The sequence below is a fragment of the Neisseria sp. N95_16 genome (genome assembly GCF_002551535.2).
Classification (GTDB): Bacteria; Pseudomonadota; Gammaproteobacteria; order Burkholderiales; family Neisseriaceae; genus Neisseria; species Neisseria brasiliensis.
Genome location: NZ_PDBT02000027.1, coordinates 1 through 18,660 on the forward strand (window position 1 = coordinate 1; position 18,660 = coordinate 18,660).

An 18,660-nucleotide genomic window follows, 5' to 3' on the forward strand; every position below is an offset into this window, starting at 1 on the left:
CTGTTGTGCTTTTCGGTAACAGTAGGTTCCGTTGACGGAATGCCGTCTGATTTCCCGACTGACGGTGGCGGGATGACAACCGATGTTCTGTGCGATTTGGTTTAGGGGTAGGTTGCGGTAATGTCTGGAAATGTAGTATCTTTGGTGTGAGGTCAGTTGTGTGTAGGCCATATTGCAATCTTTCTTGTCAGGAAAGGCAGTATACTACCGCATACTGGCCTTTTCTGTTATTGGAAATTGCACTTGTTAGGCGAATGTAAGGCCGTCTGAATATTCAGACGGCCTCTATAAATACCACTTCGCATATTTTTCAAAAATCTGCTCAATCAAAGCATCTGCAGCAGCCCAATCTATACTATCTGCTTCCGGCAAAGTTGTGTTTCGCTCCGCAGTCGCTGCCATATTTTTACCGGTCCCCGCAGAAGAAATGTCTACTGTTACCGTCATCGATAAGCCGACTCGTAATGGATTAGCCGCCAATTCTTTTTCATCTAAACTGATTCGAACCGGCACACGTTGTGCCACTTTAGTCCAACTATCGGCTGAATTTTGAGTAGGTTGTAATGCAAATGCGTTGCCTGTCCCTGCAGACAAGCCCATTACTTTCCCATGATAGACAACTTTATCACCATACAAATCGGTCACCATTTGCACCGGCTGGCCGATTTTCATCTTACGCAATTGCGATTCTTTAAAATTTGCATCGACCCACAAATTGTGTAACGGCACCACCGCCATTAATGCTGCACCTTGTTGAATACGCTGCCCCCCCCACTTGAATGCTCCGTTTAGCAATTTGTCCGGCCATAGGAGAACGGATTTGTGTACGCTGCAGATTCAGCCAAGCATCTTTAATATGGCTGACAGCCGTCTGAACCGCCGGTTGTTGACGCAATGGAATATTATTTCCCAAAGCCGCTTGAGCAGCCGCTTCTTGTGCTTCTACCGCCTTTAATGCCGCTTGCGCCTGAACCACAGCCGCCCGTGCGTGACTCAATTCTTCTCCTGAAATGGCATCCGTTCCCGCCAATGCCTCGCGTCGGCCTAAATCCGACTGAGCTTTGGCTAATTCAGCCTTACGCAACAAAACTTCTGCCTGCACTTGCGAATTGCTTGCCGTTTGCTGCTTGTTTTGACGAATCGCTTGAATCAATTCATTTTGTGCACGATCATAAGCCAATTGGAAATCGGTGTCATCCAAGGAAACCAGTACATCGCCTTTTTTGACCACATCGGTATCATCAACCATCACCTTACGCACGGTACCATTCACCTGCGGGGTAATCTGCACCAAATGGCCGGCGACATAAGCCTCGTCTGTAGCCTCCTCTTTTTGCAGCATCAAGAAATACACCAACGCCGCACCCAGGGCCAACACAATAAAAAATAAGGTAATAATCGTCAGATTGCGTGTCCGATGGTCATGCGTGTTCGAGATAGGTTGCGCAGGAGGTGGATTTGGCGTTTGACTATTGTCTTGCTGGTGATCCATGAGTGTACTTAATCCCGATGTCAAAAACGCGAACTATTTATATTTATGTTAAATAGCAATTGCTTATGATTTGATTTAAATGATATTAAATAAGCCAAATAGGTTCAGTATTTTATAATCTGGCGCCATACTCAATCAAGTTACTTTTTGTATTGGTTATCTTCAAACATTCTTTCAATACAAACCTATAATTCTTTTACTACTCTGTTTTTAAGAATAAAAATTCAGACGGCCTTTTTAAAGCCGTCTGAACACTTGAAACTGATACATTTATTTACTGCTTCTAAAGCCGCCACCCAATTGCATATGCACATTACTCCATGCCGTCAACAATTGCGCCTGTTGCTGAGCCTGATTCATTCTTAATTGAACAGCCTCATCCTGCTGCTTCAACACCGACAAACCATTTTCCAAACCTGCTTTCACACGCCCTTGCGCTGCGCGTACTGATTTCTCCGAGGTTTTCAGCATTCTCTCCCATACCGGCTTTTGCGCTTGCAAACTTTGATAATCTACAATGGCATCGGCCGATGCGCGCATGGCGTTTAAAACCGCCTGATCATACACAGCCACCTGCTCATTGTATTGCGCGCGCTTACCAGCCAAACGGGATTGCAAGGCACCGGAAGTGAAAATCGGCAGATTCAGCGCCGGCACGACGCCTAACATACCAGAGGCTTTGTTCCGCACCACATTAAACGCATCAATATGACCTAAACCGGCCAATACTTTCAATTCAATATTCGGATAAAACTCAGCTTCAGTTGATTTAACCTTATGCAGGCGCGCGCTTAACAGGGCTTTTTGCGCCGCCACATCCGGACGTACTGCCAATAAATCGGCATGCAATTTACCCACCGGCAACACCGGTGCATTTGCCAGCTTTTCCGGCGCAGAAACGGCTAAACCCATCGGCGTGGTACCGGTTAATGCAGCCAAGCTGTGGCGCACTTTCAGCTGCTGTTGCGCTAAGTTCAGCTTTTCCAACTCCAATTTTTGTTGCGCCATTTCAATCGGATAAACCGATTCAGACGGCATCAATTTCGCACCAATCCGACGTTTAACCAATTGCAACATTTTGTCGGATAAAGCCATACGCTGCTCAATCAACGCCTGCTGTTCCGCCAAGGCCTACCAAGCAAAATATTGCGCCGCTACCGCATGCGCTAAGGCAATCCGCGCCTGATGTGCTTCATATAACACAGCCTGACGCTGGCCTAAAATTGAGGTCAATTGCTCACGGTTTTTTACCCCAGAAATCAAAAGTCCAGCTACCTTGCACCACCAAATTGGCCAACAACAATTGATTGTCTGTTTTGCCCCGTGTAGTCGGCCTGACAACAAGCGCAACGCATTAACTAATTCGACTTGTGAAAAACTCATTGTATGCTCTCTTATTCAGATGGCTAATTTGTTTTGAATAAAGCAGAATGAATAATGACATATTCATTTACCTTAATATACCAGATACTTACTTTTCAACACTATATTAATTCAGCTGATTATTTTTCTAATGAAAATCTGATAATCGGTTTACCCAAATTACAAACGGGTTGCATTATGCATAATTACATCTGATTAACCGCAATAATAACCGATAATCTTATTTTAAATGCATGATTATTACATAAATACACTATCTCTTAAGAAATATAATTGTCATATAAATACTCTAGTTTAGAAGCACAATCCGTATATTAGTTCATTCAACGTGACACTATTTCATCATTCTTCCCTGCCAACTTGAAATTAAACCCCCACACAGAAACAAATTTTTATATTAAAATTAAAGGTTACGTGGTTCGAAAACCTCCCACATTAAAAAACTAAGGAAATCAAAAATGTCCCGCAACACCGAAGAGCTAAACGGTATTTCCCTATTGGGTAACCAACACACCCAATACCCCACCGAATACGATCCCAACATCTTGGAAGCATTCGACAACAAGCATCCCGGTAACGATTATTTCGTCAAATTCATCTGTCCGGAATTTACCAGCCTGTGCCCAATGACCGGCCAGCCGGATTTCGCTACCATCTATATCCGCTATATTCCGCACATCAAAATGGTGGAAAGCAAATCACTGAAACTCTATTTATTCAGCTTCCGCAACCACGGCGATTTTCATGAAGACTGTGTCAACACCATCATGAAAGACCTGATTGCACTAATGGATCCGAAATACATCGAAGTTTATGGCGATTTCACCCCACGCGGCGGCATTGCCATTCATCCTTTTGCCAACTACGGCAAAGCCGACACCGAGTTTGAAAACTTGGCGCGCAAACGCCTGTTTGAACACGACGCACACTAAACCCATTTTAAAAGATCCCATATCCTTTTCAGACGGCCTCATCATGCAAACAGGCCGTCTGAAAGCCGTTTCCGAAAGAAGCTCATGTATCAATTTACCCAAGCACAACAGAAAAAAGCCCTGTTTTGGCTCGTTTTATTCCATATTCTCATCATCGCTTCCAGCAATTATCTGGTGCAGTTCCCTTTTGAAATTTTTGGCGTGCATTCCACTTGGGGTGCGCTTAGCTTTCCGTTTATCTTCTTAGCCACCGACCTGACCGTACGCATTTTCGGCTCACACCTAGCCCGCCGGATTATTTTCCGCGTGATGTTCCCTGCCTTATTGCTCTCTTATGTATTTTCCGTTTTATTCAGCCAAGGCAGTTGGACAGGCTGGGCATCGTTGGCCACATTCGACACCTTCGTCGGCCGAATCGCCCTTGCCAGCTTTGCCGCCTATGCGCTCGGTCAAATGATGGATATTTTTGTATTCAACCGCTTACGCCGTCTGAAATCATGGTGGGCTGCACCAACTGCATCAACCTTAATCGGCAATGCCTTAGATACATTGGTTTTCTTCGGCGTCGCCTTTTATGCCAGCAGCGATGCCTTTATGGCACAGCATTGGCCGGGCATCGCCTTTATTGATTACTTATTCAAACTCGCCATCTGCACCCTGTTTTTCCTGCCTGCTTATGGCGTAATTCTGAACTTCCTCACCAAGAAACTCACCACCTTGCAAGCAAACCATGCCGATAGCTCCGCTACACTGGTGGCACAAGAATAAAGTTAGGCCGTCTGAACGTTTCAGACGGCCTCTTTTACTTTTAAACATAAACAACAATGCCGTCTGAAACTTTTCAGACGGCATTGATATAATTGGCCTCGCCAACAGGAATCGAACCTGTATTTTACGCTTAGGAGGCATACGTTCTATCCGTTGAACTATGGCGAGCGCACTAAACTTTTCCGGCAATAAATGACAATATCCCTGCGGCAATCAGCGGCCCAACGGGGATACCGCCAAAAAAAGCCACGCCGGCGATGGTGCCGATTAACAAACCGGTTACTAAAATTGGTTGGCTGCTCATCAAAGGCACGCCATGTCCGGCAATCCACGCCACAAAAATACCGACAGCAACTGCAGCCAACATTTTAAAATTTAGAAAGGCCGCAAGGTTAGGCAGCTGCACTTTACCCGAAACCAAAGGACTTAAAACGCCGATGGTCAGAAAAATAATGCCGACGCTCAAGCCGTATTTCTCCGCTAAGGGAATGTATTTTGCCAAGGCGGTTTGTTGCATCAACAATAAGACAATCGCAGAAATCGTAATCGAATTATTGTTGCTCAACACGCCCAGCAAAATCAGTGCCACCAAAAAAAGCGGAATAAAACTGAAATTCATGTCACGCTCTTTTTAAGACACACGTGCCAATGACTCTTCAGCAAGCTGACGCATGGCTTCGGTAATTTCGCTTTGCGGCAAAACATCCAAACACGCAATCGCTTTTTCAACTGCCTTACGTGCTTCGCTTACTGAGTAAGGCAAAGCATCCGAATTGACCACATGATGATGGATTTTCTCAAAATAGCTGCGGTCGGCATTTTCCAAAGCATGGCGCACATCGTTCGCCGCTTGCTCCGAACCATTACGCATCAGATAAATCAGCGGTAAAGTCGGTTTACCTTCAGCCAAATCATCGCCAACGTTTTTGCCGATTTCTTCGGTTTCACCCGAATAATCCAACACATCATCAATAATCTGGAACGCCGTGCCGACATACATACCGTAATCTTTCAACGCCTGCTCTTGCTCCGGCGTGGCTTGACCCAAAATCGCACCAACTTGCGCCGCTGCCTCAAACAGCTTGGCCGTTTTGTATTGAATCACCTGCACATATTCGGCTTCCGTAATATCAGTGTTGCCGATATTCATTAGCTGCATCACTTCGCCTTCAGCAATAATGTTGGTTGCGTCTGCCATCACTTCCAAAATCTTCATGCTGCCCGAGCCGACCATTAATTGAAATGCGCGGGTATATAAGAAGTCACCCACCAACACTGCCGCCGCATTGCCAAACAAATTATTAGCGGTTTTACGGCCACGGCGCAAATCACTCTCGTCCACCACATCGTCATGCAGCAGCGTTGAGGTATGGATAAATTCCACCATCGCTGCCAGCGAATACAGTCTCTCATCATCATAACCCACGGCCTTACCCGCCAAGATGGTGATAATCGGGCGCAGTCGCTTGCCGCCGGCGCTGATGATGTAGGTACCGATTTGGGAAATCAGCGCCACATCCGACTGAACGGCTTGATTAATCACAACATTGACTTTGGCTAAATCATCAGGCAGATGGCGTTGGAAATAAGGCAGATTTTCGAGCATGACCGGAATTTCTAGAAAATTATTAAAAGAAGTGTTGCATAAAAATATCATATCCAGCGCGCGATTATAGCAGCAAAGACCGTTTTACACACCTTTCAGACGGCATTTTCATCACAACAGAAATAAACTTTGACAAAACAGCAAAATACACATAAAATTCAATGTTTCGCACATGGGGTGCGAATGATTTAACCATAATTCTCATGGAGTTGAGTATGTACGCGGTCGTAAAAACCGGCGGTAAACAATACAAAGTTACCGTTGGCGAAAAATTGAAAGTAGAACAGATACCAGCCGAACTCGACAGCCAAATCGAACTGAACGAAGTTTTGATGATTGCTGACGGCGAGTCTGTAAAAGTAGGCGCACCTTTTATCGAAGGCGCAAAAGTAACAGCTAAAGTAGTGGCTCACGGTCGTGGCGAAAAAGTCCGCATTTTCAAAATGCGTCGTCGCAAACACTACCAAAAACGCCAAGGCCATCGCCAAAATTTCACCCAAATTGAAATCGTGGCAATCGCCTAATTTAACACAAGCTAAGGAGTATTCAACATGGCAAGTAAAAAAGCAGGCGGTAGCACCCGCAACGGTCGCGACTCAGAAGCCAAACGCTTGGGCGTAAAAGCCTTCGGCAGCGAACTGATTCCGGCAGGCTCTATCATCGTTCGTCAACGCGGCACTAAATTCCACGCCGGCGACAACGTAGGCATGGGCAAAGACCACACTTTGTTCGCTAAAGTTGACGGTTACGTAGAATTCAAAACCAAAGGCGCGTTAAACCGCAAAACTGTAAGCGTTCGCCCTTACACCGGTTCTGAAGAGTAATCCACTCAAATAAAACCGCTTCTTACTCAGAAGCGGTTTTTTCTTATCTTTAATTTCCTACTTCCGCCGCGTTAATTTATATTAACCCTCTGAGACCTTTGCAAAACCCTAGATTTGAGTACAGTTCAAAGTTGTAGCAGCGAAGAAAGCGAAGACATATCACAAAGATAGGCAAGCTTTCGAGCAGCACACAACGAAGAAATGTGCCAAAGATAGGGATTTTGCAAAGGTCTCCAGCTTTCTTACTCAGCAAGTATTCCTGCCCCTACCTTGATAATCCACACTTGATATACATTAAAGCCCACGTAAAAACTTGCATACCGAATGAATCTTTGCTTTATTCTATAAGCAATTTTGCTATAATTTATCAAATATTCCGGATTAACCATCAACTGCCAAAACACAGTACACTTAAGGCCGTCTGAAAATAATCCACAGCCATTACAATAAAGGATACCTCCATGAGCTTACACAGCGATATTCTTGTCGTCGGCGCAGGCCCGGCCGGCCTCAGCTTTGCCGCAGAACTGGCAGGCAGCGGTTTAAAAGTAACCCTTATCGAACGCAGCCCACTGGCCGTGTTGCAAAATCCGCCATACGACGGCCGAGAAATCGCGCTCACTCACCTTTCCCGTGAAATCATGCAACGCTTAGGCATGTGGGAGCGTATTCCGGCAGACGAAATTTACCCATTACGCGATGCCAAAGTATTAAACGGCCAATCCGATTATCAACTCCATTTCCCACAGCCCACCCAAGCACGCGGCGAACCGGCAGACTGCTTAGGCTATTTGGTTTCCAACCACAATATCCGCAAAGCCGCGTATGAAGTGGTCGCCACACTCGACAACGTCACTATTCTGACCGAAACCAACGTCAAAGACGTCAAAGTATCCGATCAAGAAGCGCAGGTCATCCTTGAAAACGGCGACATCCTCACCGCACGCCTGCTTTTGGCCGCCGACAGCCGCTTCTCACAAACCCGCCGCCAATTGGGCATTTCATCTGATATGCACGATTACAGCCGCACCATGTTTGTCGGCCGTATGAAACACACCCTTTCCAACGACCACACCGCCTACGAATGCTTCCACTACGGCCGCACCATTGCCCTGCTGCCGCTGGAAGAACACATCACCAATACCGTTATCACCGTTGATGCCGATAAAACCGATTCCATCAAAGCCTTGAGCAATGAAGAATTGGCCGCGATGGTCAAAGCCCAATTAAAAGGCCGCTTGGGCGATATGGAAGTGGTCAGCACATTCCATAATTATCCGCTGGTCGGCATGATTGCCCAACGTTTCTACGGCAAACGCAGTGCCCTTATTGGCGATGCCGCCGTCGGCATGCATCCCGTTACCGCCCATGGTTTCAATTTAGGCTTATCCAGCGCCGATATTTTGGCCAAACTCATTTTAGAAGCCGAGCAACGCGGCCAAGACATCGGCTCAAGCACACTGCTGGAAAAATACAACAGCAAACACATGCTGCACGCCCACCCGATTTACCACGGCACCAATATGCTGCTGAAACTTTTCACCAACGAAACCGCCCCGGCCAAAATCCTGCGCGGCTTGGTGTTGCGCGCCAGCAATAATTTTCCACCGATTAAGAAACTGATTACTAAGCAATTGACTGGTTAGGCATTTGAATTATAAATAATAGCAAAGGCCGTCTGAACTTTCAGACGGCCTTTTCTATCTCATTGAATGTCTGATACTCTAAATTGATTTTAGTTTATTTAAAATAAAATCACATGAATTATTGCACAAATTATTTATAAACAACATCTCAACTAATTTGTTACTTAATCAACAATTTTGCAGCCACTAATACTAAAATCACTTTTATCAACTTTATTTAAGATTCTAATTTCACAGCTCCAAAGTCCCGAAGGATTGCGTAATAATTCAATTGTTGTACCTGTTAATATCGCACTAACACCCCCACCAACAACTGCCTCAATTCCGCCAAAACTGCCATCAGCAGATTTAATAGTAGCTAAACTAATAATGTTAGATACAGGATTATCACCTTGAATTCCTATGTACTCATAAAATACCTCCATGATCAGAGTATGGAGTGCCATTTTGCGCAGCATCTACAGTAGGAAAACCACCATGAGATAAAATGGTCTCAATAGATGCTTTAGTACTTGATAATTCATACACAATACGCGCTAATTGAGCTTTTCCAACATAATTTTGATAAATTGGTAGCGCAAATGCTGATAACACCCCTACGATAACCAACACAACCATCAATTCAACTAATGTAAACCCACCTACTATATGTTTTTTATACATCTCCGCAACCTATTTGCCTACTTATAATTATAAAAGCGTACCACATTTCTATGATACGCTTTTTAAGATTACAACAATGATTAAGATTTTTTTGCAGCACAACCTGATGGTACATATTTTTCAGCAGCGGTTGTAGTACAAATCCAAGTGCCATCTACTGAACGCGTCCAAGTCAAAGTTTTAGTCTTCAAATCAGCTGCAGCATTATTACCAAATGTAGCTGTAATAGTTGCAGCACCTGTTCTATCCAATTTTACTTGAGGCACACCAGTACCAGTTGCTAAGTTTTCACCACTTTGCGCAGCACCAGTTAACAAGTTAGATCCAGTCGCACCAATTTTACAGCCACCAGCAGCAGTGCCAACAGTCAATTTACCATCCAAAACGCAAGTTTCAGCAACCGTTTTTAAATTACCAGATTCGCCCATTACACGTGCAACTTGTGAACGAGCAATGTAGTTTTGGTACATAGGCAACGCAATAGCTGCTAAAATACCGATAATTGCTACAACGATCATCAACTCGATCAGGGTGAAACCTTTTTGGATTGCTTTCATTTCATTAACTCCAGTTAAAAATTTGTGAATAATAGGTTGTGTATTATATTTTAAAAATCCGTAATGCGCTTGGCACTTGTTTACTGCGTATGAGTAAAACCATAAAGAAGAAGGAATATACAGCTTCCGACTCAGTATCCGTTGCGCTTCAACTTTGCCGGACATTTTATATCAAGCAACAGACGTGCCAATTTTTAAGAAATCTTGAAATTTTCTAATTTACTATTATAATATATTGTTTTATATTACAATTTATCATATACTATATTTCATACGGCCTAAAATATCCGTGCTTAAAGCTGAGTTGAAAAATTTCAATATGACATTTTTTGTCAGTTTTCGTCGATATTCGTCATATTTATTTTGGTCATTTTTTGTCATGTGCCGTTTTTTGCCACTTTTCAACCAACATTAATAATATATTAAATATTAAGATGGACGGTTATAATCATAATCCGAGATAAACGCGATATGACAATAAATATTGAATTTTATACCACTGTTTTTAATATGTTTATTTATAGGTAAAAAACAATTAAGCCAAAATTAGGCGTTTACGCTAACTTTGGCTTAGTAAAGAATTTATTTAGTTAAATATTGAATAAATATTTAACATGACTATAGAATAATATATTTGCATAAATTAATGGCTAACGATAAAGCCGTCTATAGGTGCATAGGCCACAAAATCTGCATGTTGGTCAAGCAAAACAATCCAATCTTTATTGAAACTACTGGTAAAGGGTAAGTAATAAAGCTGCTTGTCAGATTTTACTGATGCGCTCGAAAGAATTTCTGCTTCGCCTAAGCCTCGCGCTTGCGCCAATACCGATAAAGGTTTCATTTTGGCGCGAATTTTGGCACGCTCTTGCTCATTATCTTCAATCCACCAATTTGGCCGCATACTTGGCTCAATCCCCTGCAAAGACATGGATAAGCTTTGATTGGCTTCTTCTACATTTACAGGCTCACGCAATCCCACGCGCTTTACGCCAAACCATGATAGTTGCTGCAAACCTTCCGGCGCATTGGATAGTTGCTCATAATCAATTTCAGCAGCGGTAACCACCATGATTCTGTCTTGCTCAAATGCAGCGATTACCGGACGCGCTTGAGACACACTGTAAAGCCCATACAATAATGCTGCCAATTGGATCGCACCAATTAAACTAAAATCTATTATGCGTTCTTTCGTGGATTTCTTGGGACTGACCAATACCAAGGTTAATAATGGACCGCATATCACATCAACCATCACAACTAATTTATATAACGCCAAACCTCCGGTTAACTCCGCATAGGGGTGCGGATACCAGATTTTAAAAACCAATAGCGCTGCAGCACCTGCGACAAAAAGGCTGATTAATAAGTGCCAAGCTGCATTTTTAAGTGCAAATTTAAATCGGGATGTCGGGGGAGTTGTGTCGGTTATCATTGAATATAATGTGTTTTAAGTAAGTGTTGTTTTATCAAAATTGGAAAATTATTTTCAGACGGCATATTATCTATTTCGTTGCTTATTTTCAACTGATGCATGAATACCTGATATCCTACTGCACCAATACACAAAATTTATTCATAAAAAAAGACCACCTATACGGTGGTCTTTTTAAATTTGGCTCCCCGACCTGGGCTCGAACCAGGGACCTGCGGATTAACAGTCCGTCGCTCTACCGACTGAGCTATCAGGGAATAAGAAATGGATTATATTGAATAATAATTAATCTGTCAACAGATTATTTTACTTTTGTGATAATCCAATGTTTCTACATCACAAAATTTCAGCAATATGTTTGGCAGCGCGTTTGGCATCCAGCAAAATCAAGCCTAATTTTCCGCTTTCTTTGGCCATCAAAGCCAATACGGCATTATCACCTGCTTGGCTCAACAAAATATAGCCATTTTTACCTTTGACCATGACTTGGTCAAGCTCACCGCACGCTAATTCTTGTACAGAACGGTTGCCCAACGCCAACAATGTGGCCGACATCGCACCGACACGGTCGGCATTTAAGTGATTTGGCAACAGCGTTGCAATCGGCAAGCCATCCGGAGAAATCACGGCAGAAGCGACGATATCGGTAGAGGTGTTATTCAAGTCGCTCAATACGGAGATTAATAATTGTTGCATATTTTTATTCCATTCAAAATATAGTGGGTTATATCAAGTCGGATTAGTGACTGCCGTAACGGTGATATAACACTTTAACCATGGTGACAAAGGCTTCTTTATTTAAATCAGGCATACCACCGATGACCAAAATCAGTTTGGTTTGTCCGATATAAAGTGGGAAGAAAGTCAATTCGCTTTGACCTGATGGATCGCAGATGCCCCATGCGCTGTTGTTGATGTGCAGGTTGTTGCGAATCAATAGGCGGTGATTGTCTTCCATTTTGGCCACTTCGCTGGCCAATAAGCCTAATTCTTCAGCAGCTTCGTGATGGAAACCGGCATTCGCAAAATACAGGCCGTTTTCATCAGCCAACAATGCTTTACCTGAACTGGATAACTGCTCTAATACTTGCGGCAATTGCTCATCAGTTAAATTCACATCATCCGTACTCATTTGCTCGTCGCCATATAAGAACTCTAAGCGTTGCAAACGATACAGCAGATTCAATGCCGTGTTGATGTCGCTGGTATCGGCCCAAGCCAACACTCTTTGGCTGCTGATGGTTTCGGTAGGCTCTGCCCGCAATAAACCGTAGAGCAATGTGCGACTGGCGCTCGGGGTTTCATTCGAAACGGCATAGTAAGCACCTGCCGGTGTAATTTTTGGGTACAAATTTGACTGTAAAGAGAGTGTCGATTCCATCTTATACCTCTAAACCCGGATCAATTGAGAATAACATCGCGGTCACCAACTGTTTTACATCGTCTTCGCGACGGGCATCAATCTCAAAAACCGGTACATTAAAATTATTTTGAGCCAAGTATTTTTGATATACATCCACACCCGGCAGGGAACGGATATCCATTTTGGTCACACCAACCACTAAAGGAGCGGTTTTCAATAATTCACGGAAGGCTTCCAAGAAAAACTGCAAATCTTTTAATGGATTACTACGCGTATTATCCAACAACAACACCAAGCCCATACTGCTTTGGCTTAAGATTTCCCACATGAAATTGAAACGCTCTTGACCCGGTGTGCCATATAAATGCACTTTGGTTTCTTCATCCAAATGAATCACACCATAATCCATGGCAACAGTGGTGTAGCCTTTGCGCACCAAAGTCATGTCAGAAGCGGAAGCATCAGTTTGAATCGGTGGCTCATCGGATAATGCTGAAATAGCTGTTGTTTTACCTACACCTACCGGACCGGTAAAGATAATTTTATTTTCTTTCATTGACTTGTCCTTTTTATTATCGTTTACCAAGCAATTTACGCATCAGGCGCTGCAACAAGCCACGTGGTTGCTCTTCAGACGGACCGGCCACTTTTTCGGCATCTTTAGCCATTTTGCTATCCGGCACATCGCTGCTGACATTCACGCGTTCGGTCAAATTAGCCGGCGCAGCTTGAGCGTATTCGGTGTCGGTTGCCAAGAAACCTGTTACGGATGTCGCTGCCAGATAATTCAAAATATCCGGCATTTCTAAAGGCATGACTTTATACAAAATATTCAGGTTAACCGATGTTTTGGTTAAAAAAGCCGACAAGCGCATTGATTCAGGCACATGCGCCAAGCGGGTCAAATTCGGCCAGTGCTTCAAGGTAAAGACTGTTTGTGGTGTCATTGGGTAAATCAGACGGCCTTGCGCAGTCCAAATCGCCATTTGCCACAAACACGACATAATGGTAACTTTAGCCTTTTCTTTCCATTGTGGATTATCCGGCACAGCCTTACACACTACAGCAAGATTATCATCTTTACATAGCTTTTCTAATTCGCTGGCATTAATGGTTAATAAAACACGCTGAATGTTGGGGAACACGATCAATACCGGTTTGCCTTGATGCAAAACGGCAATATCTTGATGACCTTGGCTGGCAAATTTCAACGCGCCCAGCAAACCTTTTTGCGGATTGAAACGGCGAATGGTTGCTTTGCGCGTACCATCGGCTTGAATTTGCCCTGCTTCTTGACTGGAGGTTACGCCGTCTGAAACGGTAAAAATCTGTCCGCCTTGTGCCAAGCTGCGCAAGATAGGGAATAAGGTGTCAAATTTGATTGGTTTCGGCAGATAAGGTGTGGTAACGGTCGGTTCTGATGAAGAGAACATGGCTACCGGTGTTTCAGGATAGGCTGCTGTTGCTGCCTTCCATGCTTCCATCCCTTGTTGTGAGTCGGTATCCACCAAAATCAAATCCGGTTTATCGGCTGATTCAGGCGTGACAATTTCGTAATTCGTCGTATTGTGCATTTTAAAAGCCATACGGAATACGGCCTCTTGCTGCTCACCCACTTCTTGCAGCATGATCCGTATGGTTTTAATCTTAGGTAACAGATTGTCCATTATTGGTACTCTCTTGGGTTATTTTATTTTATTAGAATGTTGGTTGACACGTTGCAACAAGCAGCTCATGGCCAAAACGACTTCTTCCGGCAAGCTGACGACGCGTTCGCGCAATAAACGTAAGAATTGTTCCAAACGCGCCCAATCTTCAGCACGCTCATAAAGATCAAACAACATAACGTAAAGCTGTGATTCTTGCGGATATTGCAATACAGCCTGCTCCAAGGTACCAATCGCTTGATCCAGCTGACCATACATCAGCAAAGATTCCACTTCTTTCAATGCCTCGTCGGCAGGTGAATTATTTGCGCTGATGATAGAAGAATCTTTTTGTACCAAGTCGCGGTATTTGGCTTTCATTTGCAAGGCAGTTGGTTGCAAATAACCACGTGATAAGCCGATTTCGAGCACTTGCTGCTCGCTCGGGCTGCGTTCCAAATCATCGAAAAGCTCATGGTAGCCTAAGCTGTAGCCCCAGCCCAACATACGCTCTTTAACTTGGCGACCATACTGACCCAAAGAGTAATAAAGCTTCCACAAGTGCTTGGCAAACTGACCGACTTCTTCGTTTTGATAATCCAGTTTCAAGGCATCAATAATCAGGCTTGCAGGTTTGGCAGAGTGATGAATCGCGCGGTTGTACTGCTCTACCGCCGTTTCATAATTCACTTTATCTTTCAGAATCTTGGCACTTTGCTCCGGTTTCACAAAGCCGATGACTGCGCTCAACTCTTCAGGGGTAATATCGCTGAATTCTTTTTTACCCAAAACAATTGGCGCACGTTTAGAAAAGCCATTAGCAGCTTGTGGATTGGCAGAATCGATGGTAAGAACAGGATTGGTGACGATATTTTCATCCAGACCGTTGTTTTCACCGATTTGACGAGCCACTTCCTGCATGTTCCAGCCCAGTTTGCTCTCTGCCAAAACGCGCAGACGCAAATGGGTAGGCTCAGCCATCAGACCCAGCTTCACATATTCAGCCAAACTGTCTTCAGGCAAAGCAGAACCGTGATTTTCTAAGGTTTCGGCTAATTTATCGATATTACCAACACGCAGATTTAAGCCGACCAATTCATGAACTAATTTTTCAGGTGCGCCACCAGGTAAGCCATTGAGATAGCTGGCAAGAGATTCGGCTGCTTTGCTTTCATAGCCGAATTGCTTATAAACTTGATATTCGGTTAATGGATCGACTTCCTGAGCGGATACGGAAGCCGTAGATGTGCCGCTGCCGCCTTCTGTGCCCCACTCCCAATCTTGGTTGTCGGTATTGGAAACAGATTGATTGACTTTATCCATCCAATCTGCACCATCAGAAGCTTCGTCAGCCTGATTTTGATGATTATTTTGTCTTGATGCTTTGGCCGCTTTGCTCGGTTTTTTTGCCGTCGCACCGCCTTGTTTATAGCGCACGAACAACAAGACCAGCAACAAAAGCACCAGCAAGATGATTAAAAGCGAATAATTCAAGAACACCTCCCGACGATGCACGAATGCGCATCACGCTGCCAATGTATTAATATGTTCGACACTCATTTATTTATGCTATCGAATCATGTAATCCCCTAGATTAATTATGATAGCATGACTCCCCAGATAATTACATTAAAAACCATTTTACAGACGGCCTTATTCTGTCGGCTCACCGCTCAAACACACCGATGGATTCGACATGGGCGGTTTGCGGAAACATGTTCATCACGCCGGCAGACTTAAAAACATAGCCTTTCTCAATTAAAACAGCAGCATCGCGCGCAAATGTCGCAGGGTTGCACGACACATAAACAATGCGTTTGGGCAGATAAGGCGAATGTAGCGATTTGACGACAGCATAAGCACCACTACGCGGCGGATCAAGCAACATCTTATCGAATTGCCCCCATGACGCCACCGTCGCTTCATCTGTTTCAAATAGATCGGCCACCTGAAATTCAAGCTGATCTGCACAGCCATTTGCGATGGCATTTTGTTGCGCACGATTAACCAAATAATCTGCACCTTCAATGCCGACCACAGTTGCGCCACATTTTGCCATAGGTAAACTGAAGTTGCCCAATCCGCAGAACAAATCGGCAATTCTTTCGCCTGAACGGATATTCAGTAGCTGGATAGCGCGATGAATCATCAGTGCATTTAAGTCGGCATTGATTTGCGTAAAGTCACCCGGCCGATAAGGCATAGTCAGATTATATTCAGATAAATCATACGACAAATCAATATGATGGCTTGGGTAAAAAGCCTTGGCCGATTCTTTTCCGCATTGCAGCCACAACTGCCAAGTTTTGTTTTGCTGTTTTAAAGATGCATCAAACCATTCTCTTAATTGGCGCTCTGTTTTTTCAGACGGCCTTTTGAAAAAACACAGATTCAACACGGTTAGTTTTTTACTGCGGTGAAACTCGACAAATTTGATTCCTGCGCCCGAATCCACTAATTTTTGCAGCAAGATTTTCACCGAAGGAATCTGCGCCGAAATATGCAGCGGCAACACTTCACAAGACTCAATATCGACCACATCATGGCTGCGCTTGGCCTGAAACCCGAGTTTGACTTCACCCGAAGCATCAATAGCAACACTCAATCTGGCTCGATCACGGTAATGCCAAGGTGTGGCATAAATCGGCGGCAAGATTTGCTCTGGGAACACTTTGCCGATACGCGCCAATTGCTCTTCCAAAATTCGCTGCTTTAATGCCACCTGCGCATTCGACTCAATATACTGCAGCACGCAACCACCACATGTATCGAAATAGCGACACTTTGGTTTAACCCGTTCATCCGATGGCTTTAAGACAGATTCTACTTCCGCTTCATCAAATTGTTTTTTAGATTTGGTTACACGGTAGCTAACGGTTTCAGACGGCATGGCACCTTTGATAAAAACCGTTTTTCCGTCTGCCCGCGCTACCCCACGTCCTTCGTAATCCAAAGAAAAAACGTCCGCCACATTCTTCACATGCCCACCTTTGACCATCTATTCATCATTACTCAAATATTCATCTTAAATAACCGTTTACCGGTTATTACTTACCGAAAAGGCATATTTTCGCACAGTTACCATTATATTAAGGTATGATTTACCAAAATCATCTTTTAACCCCTTGTTAAAATACAGACAAATACATGAAAAAAATCAGCTTAAGTTTATTTGCACTGACACTGACCACCACCGCATTTGCCAACACGCCGCTGCCTGATGTTGCACCGGCAACCGAAGGCCAACACGTTTTCATCAATATTCCGCAACAGCGCCTGTTTTTGTACACCAACGGCAAGCTGACGAAAGCTTACCCTGTTGCCGTCGGTAAAGCCATGACCCAAACCAATTTGGGCGAACATAAAATCGGCGTTAAAGCCTTTAATCCGACATGGCACATTCCCAAATCGATTCAAAAAGAGCGTGGCGACAATGTGAAAACCATTCCGCCGGGTCCGAAAAATCCTTTAGGCCCAGTATTCGTTCGCCTTGGCGACCCAAAATTGGGCTTAGGCATTCATGGCACCAATGCGCCATCTAGCGTACCCGGTGTGCGCAGCCACGGCTGTGTGCGCATGAAATCGCCTGATGCCTTGGAATTTGCCAAAACCATTTCCACTGGCTCCCCAGCCCACGTGATTTACCAAATGGCGACTTTAAATGAAGATGCCAATAAAAACTTATGGCTCGCCGCTTACCGCGACCCATACAATAAGAAAAATCTCGATACTGCTGCATTGAAAAAGAGCATTGCGGCATGGGCAAAAGCACACGGCAAAAACATCAACACCAAGCGTGTTGAAGCGATTTTGAAAAACCGCACCGGCCAAGCCAACTGTTTAACTTGTGCCAAGGGCGTGAAGCTCAAAGGCCCATTAAAATCTTTGGCTTGGACAGCCGGCTCATCTGCTTACAGCAAACCAAAAGCCATGCCAAAACCGGCTCCGGTTAAAGATGATGTATTACCTTCAGGCTCGGAAATCGAAATCGATGCCGGTGATGATACTGCAAAACCAGTTGTCCCGACGCCGGCAACACCACAACCGACTCAATCGGTTGCACCAAGCAATGCAGCGGCTTCTGAGGTTAATCTGCCTACTCCGGCATCAAGCTATGTTCCTGCACCAGCTTATCCGACACAGGAAATTCCGGCTGATGCCGAGCCGACCGAATTGCTGTTTTAATGTCTAACTAAACATTCAGGCCGTTTGAAAAAGAAACTTTGGTTTCGCTTTTTTCAGACGGCCTGAAACCTTTGTAAAACTCCAGATTTGAGTGCAGTTCGAAGTAAGCAAACACAGAAAGCGCAGACATATCACAAAGATAGGCAAGCTTTCGAGCAGC

The 18,660-nt window shown here is 44.2% G+C and carries 21 protein-coding genes, 2 tRNA genes, 1 pseudogene and 1 riboswitch; of the genes and pseudogenes, 6 read left to right on the plus strand and 18 right to left on the minus strand.

The window, feature by feature from the left end:
* The 4 genes and pseudogenes from CRG49_RS13840 to CRG49_RS13515 form a co-directional block, all read right to left on the minus strand.
* A partial coding sequence (locus CRG49_RS13840) for a helix-turn-helix domain-containing protein (protein ID WP_157807888.1) occupies positions 1–171 on the minus strand: 171 nt, incomplete at its 3' end.
* 114 nt (positions 172–285) lie between these two features.
* Positions 286–1,492, minus strand: a pseudogene (locus tag CRG49_RS05930) (efflux RND transporter periplasmic adaptor subunit).
* Between the two features lie 270 nt (positions 1,493–1,762).
* On the minus strand, positions 1,763–2,620 hold the full coding sequence (locus CRG49_RS05935) for a TolC family protein (protein WP_229436938.1): 858 nt from the start codon (positions 2,618–2,620) through the stop codon (positions 1,763–1,765).
* A gap of 3 nt (positions 2,621–2,623) precedes the next feature.
* On the minus strand, positions 2,624–2,875 hold the full coding sequence (locus CRG49_RS13515; protein WP_229436936.1) for a hypothetical protein: 252 nt from the start codon (positions 2,873–2,875) through the stop codon (positions 2,624–2,626).
* Positions 2,876–3,283: 408 nt separating this feature from the next.
* Positions 3,284–3,328: riboswitch (PreQ1 riboswitch) on the plus strand.
* A 5-nt stretch (positions 3,329–3,333) separates the two neighbouring features.
* Between CRG49_RS13515 and queF the strand changes: the two genes are divergently transcribed.
* Both queF and CRG49_RS05945 read left to right on the plus strand, forming a co-directional pair.
* Positions 3,334–3,807: a preQ(1) synthase gene (gene queF / locus CRG49_RS05940; RefSeq protein WP_095503234.1), complete on the plus strand. Its 474-nt coding sequence runs from the start codon at positions 3,334–3,336 to the stop codon at positions 3,805–3,807.
* A gap of 84 nt (positions 3,808–3,891) precedes the next feature.
* Positions 3,892–4,575 carry a 7-cyano-7-deazaguanine/7-aminomethyl-7-deazaguanine transporter gene (locus CRG49_RS05945; RefSeq protein ID WP_095503235.1) on the plus strand — a complete coding sequence of 228 codons (684 nt, stop codon included), beginning with the start codon at positions 3,892–3,894 and terminating at the stop codon, positions 4,573–4,575.
* Positions 4,576–4,668: 93 nt separating this feature from the next.
* Here the strand turns inward: CRG49_RS05945 and CRG49_RS05950 are convergent.
* The 3 genes from CRG49_RS05950 to ispB form a co-directional block, all read right to left on the minus strand.
* Positions 4,669–4,743 (minus strand) — tRNA-Arg (locus CRG49_RS05950).
* Positions 4,744–4,747: 4 nt separating this feature from the next.
* Positions 4,748–5,194, minus strand: coding sequence for a DUF441 domain-containing protein (locus CRG49_RS05955; RefSeq protein WP_095503236.1), 447 nt, complete (start codon positions 5,192–5,194; stop codon positions 4,748–4,750).
* A gap of 12 nt (positions 5,195–5,206) precedes the next feature.
* Positions 5,207–6,181: an octaprenyl diphosphate synthase gene (ispB, locus tag CRG49_RS05960; protein WP_095503247.1), complete on the minus strand. Its 975-nt coding sequence runs from the start codon at positions 6,179–6,181 to the stop codon at positions 5,207–5,209.
* Positions 6,182–6,396: 215 nt separating this feature from the next.
* On the opposite strand from ispB, the gene rplU reads away from it, so the two are divergent.
* From rplU to ubiM, 3 genes are all read left to right on the plus strand, one after another.
* Complete coding sequence (gene rplU, locus CRG49_RS05965; RefSeq protein WP_095503237.1) at positions 6,397–6,705, plus strand: 50S ribosomal protein L21; 309 nt, start codon at positions 6,397–6,399, stop codon at positions 6,703–6,705.
* 27 nt (positions 6,706–6,732) lie between these two features.
* The gene (rpmA, locus tag CRG49_RS05970) at positions 6,733–7,005 is read left to right on the plus strand and encodes a 50S ribosomal protein L27 (RefSeq protein WP_095503238.1); all 273 of its coding nucleotides are present in this window, start codon (positions 6,733–6,735) and stop codon (positions 7,003–7,005) included.
* 461 nt (positions 7,006–7,466) lie between these two features.
* Positions 7,467–8,651, plus strand: coding sequence for a 5-demethoxyubiquinol-8 5-hydroxylase UbiM (ubiM, locus tag CRG49_RS05975; protein ID WP_095503239.1), 1,185 nt, complete (start codon positions 7,467–7,469; stop codon positions 8,649–8,651).
* Between the two features lie 164 nt (positions 8,652–8,815).
* Here ubiM and CRG49_RS13125 read toward each other — a convergent pair whose 3' ends face one another.
* The 11 genes from CRG49_RS13125 to rlmD form a co-directional block, all read right to left on the minus strand.
* Positions 8,816–9,097, minus strand: coding sequence for a pilin (locus tag CRG49_RS13125; protein ID WP_157807898.1), 282 nt, complete (start codon positions 9,095–9,097; stop codon positions 8,816–8,818).
* Positions 9,060–9,314, minus strand: a complete 255-nt coding sequence (locus CRG49_RS13755; protein WP_095503240.1) for a prepilin-type N-terminal cleavage/methylation domain-containing protein — start codon at positions 9,312–9,314, stop codon at positions 9,060–9,062. The genes CRG49_RS13125 and CRG49_RS13755 overlap by 38 nt, the downstream gene beginning before the upstream one ends.
* Positions 9,315–9,394: 80 nt before the next feature.
* The gene (locus CRG49_RS13760) at positions 9,395–10,036 is read right to left on the minus strand and encodes a pilin (RefSeq protein WP_304528866.1); all 642 of its coding nucleotides are present in this window, start codon (positions 10,034–10,036) and stop codon (positions 9,395–9,397) included.
* 478 nt (positions 10,037–10,514) lie between these two features.
* Positions 10,515–11,306, minus strand: coding sequence for a fimb protein (locus CRG49_RS05990; RefSeq protein WP_095503241.1), 792 nt, complete (start codon positions 11,304–11,306; stop codon positions 10,515–10,517).
* A gap of 181 nt (positions 11,307–11,487) precedes the next feature.
* Positions 11,488–11,563 (minus strand) — tRNA-Asn (locus tag CRG49_RS05995).
* 79 nt (positions 11,564–11,642) lie between these two features.
* On the minus strand, positions 11,643–12,002 hold the full coding sequence (locus CRG49_RS06000; RefSeq protein ID WP_095503242.1) for a roadblock/LC7 domain-containing protein: 360 nt from the start codon (positions 12,000–12,002) through the stop codon (positions 11,643–11,645).
* 43 nt (positions 12,003–12,045) lie between these two features.
* The gene (locus tag CRG49_RS06005; RefSeq protein ID WP_095503243.1) at positions 12,046–12,687 is read right to left on the minus strand and encodes a peptidase M23; all 642 of its coding nucleotides are present in this window, start codon (positions 12,685–12,687) and stop codon (positions 12,046–12,048) included.
* A 1-nt stretch (position 12,688) separates the two neighbouring features.
* Positions 12,689–13,225, minus strand: coding sequence for an ATP/GTP-binding protein (locus tag CRG49_RS06010; protein WP_095503244.1), 537 nt, complete (start codon positions 13,223–13,225; stop codon positions 12,689–12,691).
* Between the two features lie 16 nt (positions 13,226–13,241).
* Positions 13,242–14,336 carry a response regulator gene (locus CRG49_RS06015; protein WP_095503245.1) on the minus strand — a complete coding sequence of 365 codons (1,095 nt, stop codon included), beginning with the start codon at positions 14,334–14,336 and terminating at the stop codon, positions 13,242–13,244.
* Positions 14,337–14,354: 18 nt separating this feature from the next.
* Positions 14,355–15,815, minus strand: coding sequence for a 23S rRNA methyltransferase (locus CRG49_RS06020; RefSeq protein WP_095503246.1), 1,461 nt, complete (start codon positions 15,813–15,815; stop codon positions 14,355–14,357).
* Positions 15,816–15,981: 166 nt separating this feature from the next.
* Positions 15,982–17,313 (minus strand): 23S rRNA (uracil(1939)-C(5))-methyltransferase RlmD, encoded by a 1,332-nt coding sequence (gene rlmD / locus CRG49_RS06025; RefSeq protein ID WP_097784581.1) that lies wholly within the window; start codon positions 17,311–17,313, stop codon positions 15,982–15,984.
* A gap of 149 nt (positions 17,314–17,462) precedes the next feature.
* Here rlmD and CRG49_RS06030 point away from each other — a divergent pair, with 149 nt between their 5' ends.
* Positions 17,463–18,500: a L,D-transpeptidase gene (locus tag CRG49_RS06030; protein ID WP_095502103.1), complete on the plus strand. Its 1,038-nt coding sequence runs from the start codon at positions 17,463–17,465 to the stop codon at positions 18,498–18,500.
* Positions 18,501–18,660 lie beyond the last annotated feature (160 nt).

Bases quoted from the DNA above. Each gene is read 5' to 3' on its own strand.
- CRG49_RS13760 (WP_304528866.1), bottom strand. From the start codon at position 10,036: ATGTCCGGCAAAGTTGAAGCGCAACGGATACTGAGTCGGAAGCTGTAT.
- CRG49_RS13755 (WP_095503240.1), bottom strand. From the start codon at position 9,314: ATGTATAAAAAACATATAGTAGGTGGGTTTACATTAGTTGAATTGATG.
- CRG49_RS06005 (WP_095503243.1), bottom strand. From the start codon at position 12,687: ATGGAATCGACACTCTCTTTACAGTCAAATTTGTACCCAAAAATTACA.
- ispB (WP_095503247.1), bottom strand. From the start codon at position 6,181: ATGCTCGAAAATCTGCCTTATTTCCAACGCCATCTGCCTGATGATTTA.
- queF (WP_095503234.1), top strand. From the start codon at position 3,334: ATGTCCCGCAACACCGAAGAGCTAAACGGTATTTCCCTATTGGGTAAC.
- CRG49_RS05955 (WP_095503236.1), bottom strand. From the start codon at position 5,194: ATGAATTTCAGTTTTATTCCGCTTTTTTTGGTGGCACTGATTTTGCTG.
- rlmD (WP_097784581.1), bottom strand. From the start codon at position 17,313: ATGGTCAAAGGTGGGCATGTGAAGAATGTGGCGGACGTTTTTTCTTTG.
- CRG49_RS13515 (WP_229436936.1), bottom strand. From the start codon at position 2,875: ATGAGTTTTTCACAAGTCGAATTAGTTAATGCGTTGCGCTTGTTGTCA.
- CRG49_RS05945 (WP_095503235.1), top strand. From the start codon at position 3,892: ATGTATCAATTTACCCAAGCACAACAGAAAAAAGCCCTGTTTTGGCTC.
- CRG49_RS13125 (WP_157807898.1), bottom strand. From the start codon at position 9,097: ATGGCACTCCATACTCTGATCATGGAGGTATTTTATGAGTACATAGGA.
- CRG49_RS06030 (WP_095502103.1), top strand. From the start codon at position 17,463: ATGAAAAAAATCAGCTTAAGTTTATTTGCACTGACACTGACCACCACC.
- ubiM (WP_095503239.1), top strand. From the start codon at position 7,467: ATGAGCTTACACAGCGATATTCTTGTCGTCGGCGCAGGCCCGGCCGGC.
- CRG49_RS06000 (WP_095503242.1), bottom strand. From the start codon at position 12,002: ATGCAACAATTATTAATCTCCGTATTGAGCGACTTGAATAACACCTCT.
- CRG49_RS06010 (WP_095503244.1), bottom strand. From the start codon at position 13,225: ATGAAAGAAAATAAAATTATCTTTACCGGTCCGGTAGGTGTAGGTAAA.
- CRG49_RS06015 (WP_095503245.1), bottom strand. From the start codon at position 14,336: ATGGACAATCTGTTACCTAAGATTAAAACCATACGGATCATGCTGCAA.
- CRG49_RS05990 (WP_095503241.1), bottom strand. From the start codon at position 11,306: ATGATAACCGACACAACTCCCCCGACATCCCGATTTAAATTTGCACTT.
- rpmA (WP_095503238.1), top strand. From the start codon at position 6,733: ATGGCAAGTAAAAAAGCAGGCGGTAGCACCCGCAACGGTCGCGACTCA.
- rplU (WP_095503237.1), top strand. From the start codon at position 6,397: ATGTACGCGGTCGTAAAAACCGGCGGTAAACAATACAAAGTTACCGTT.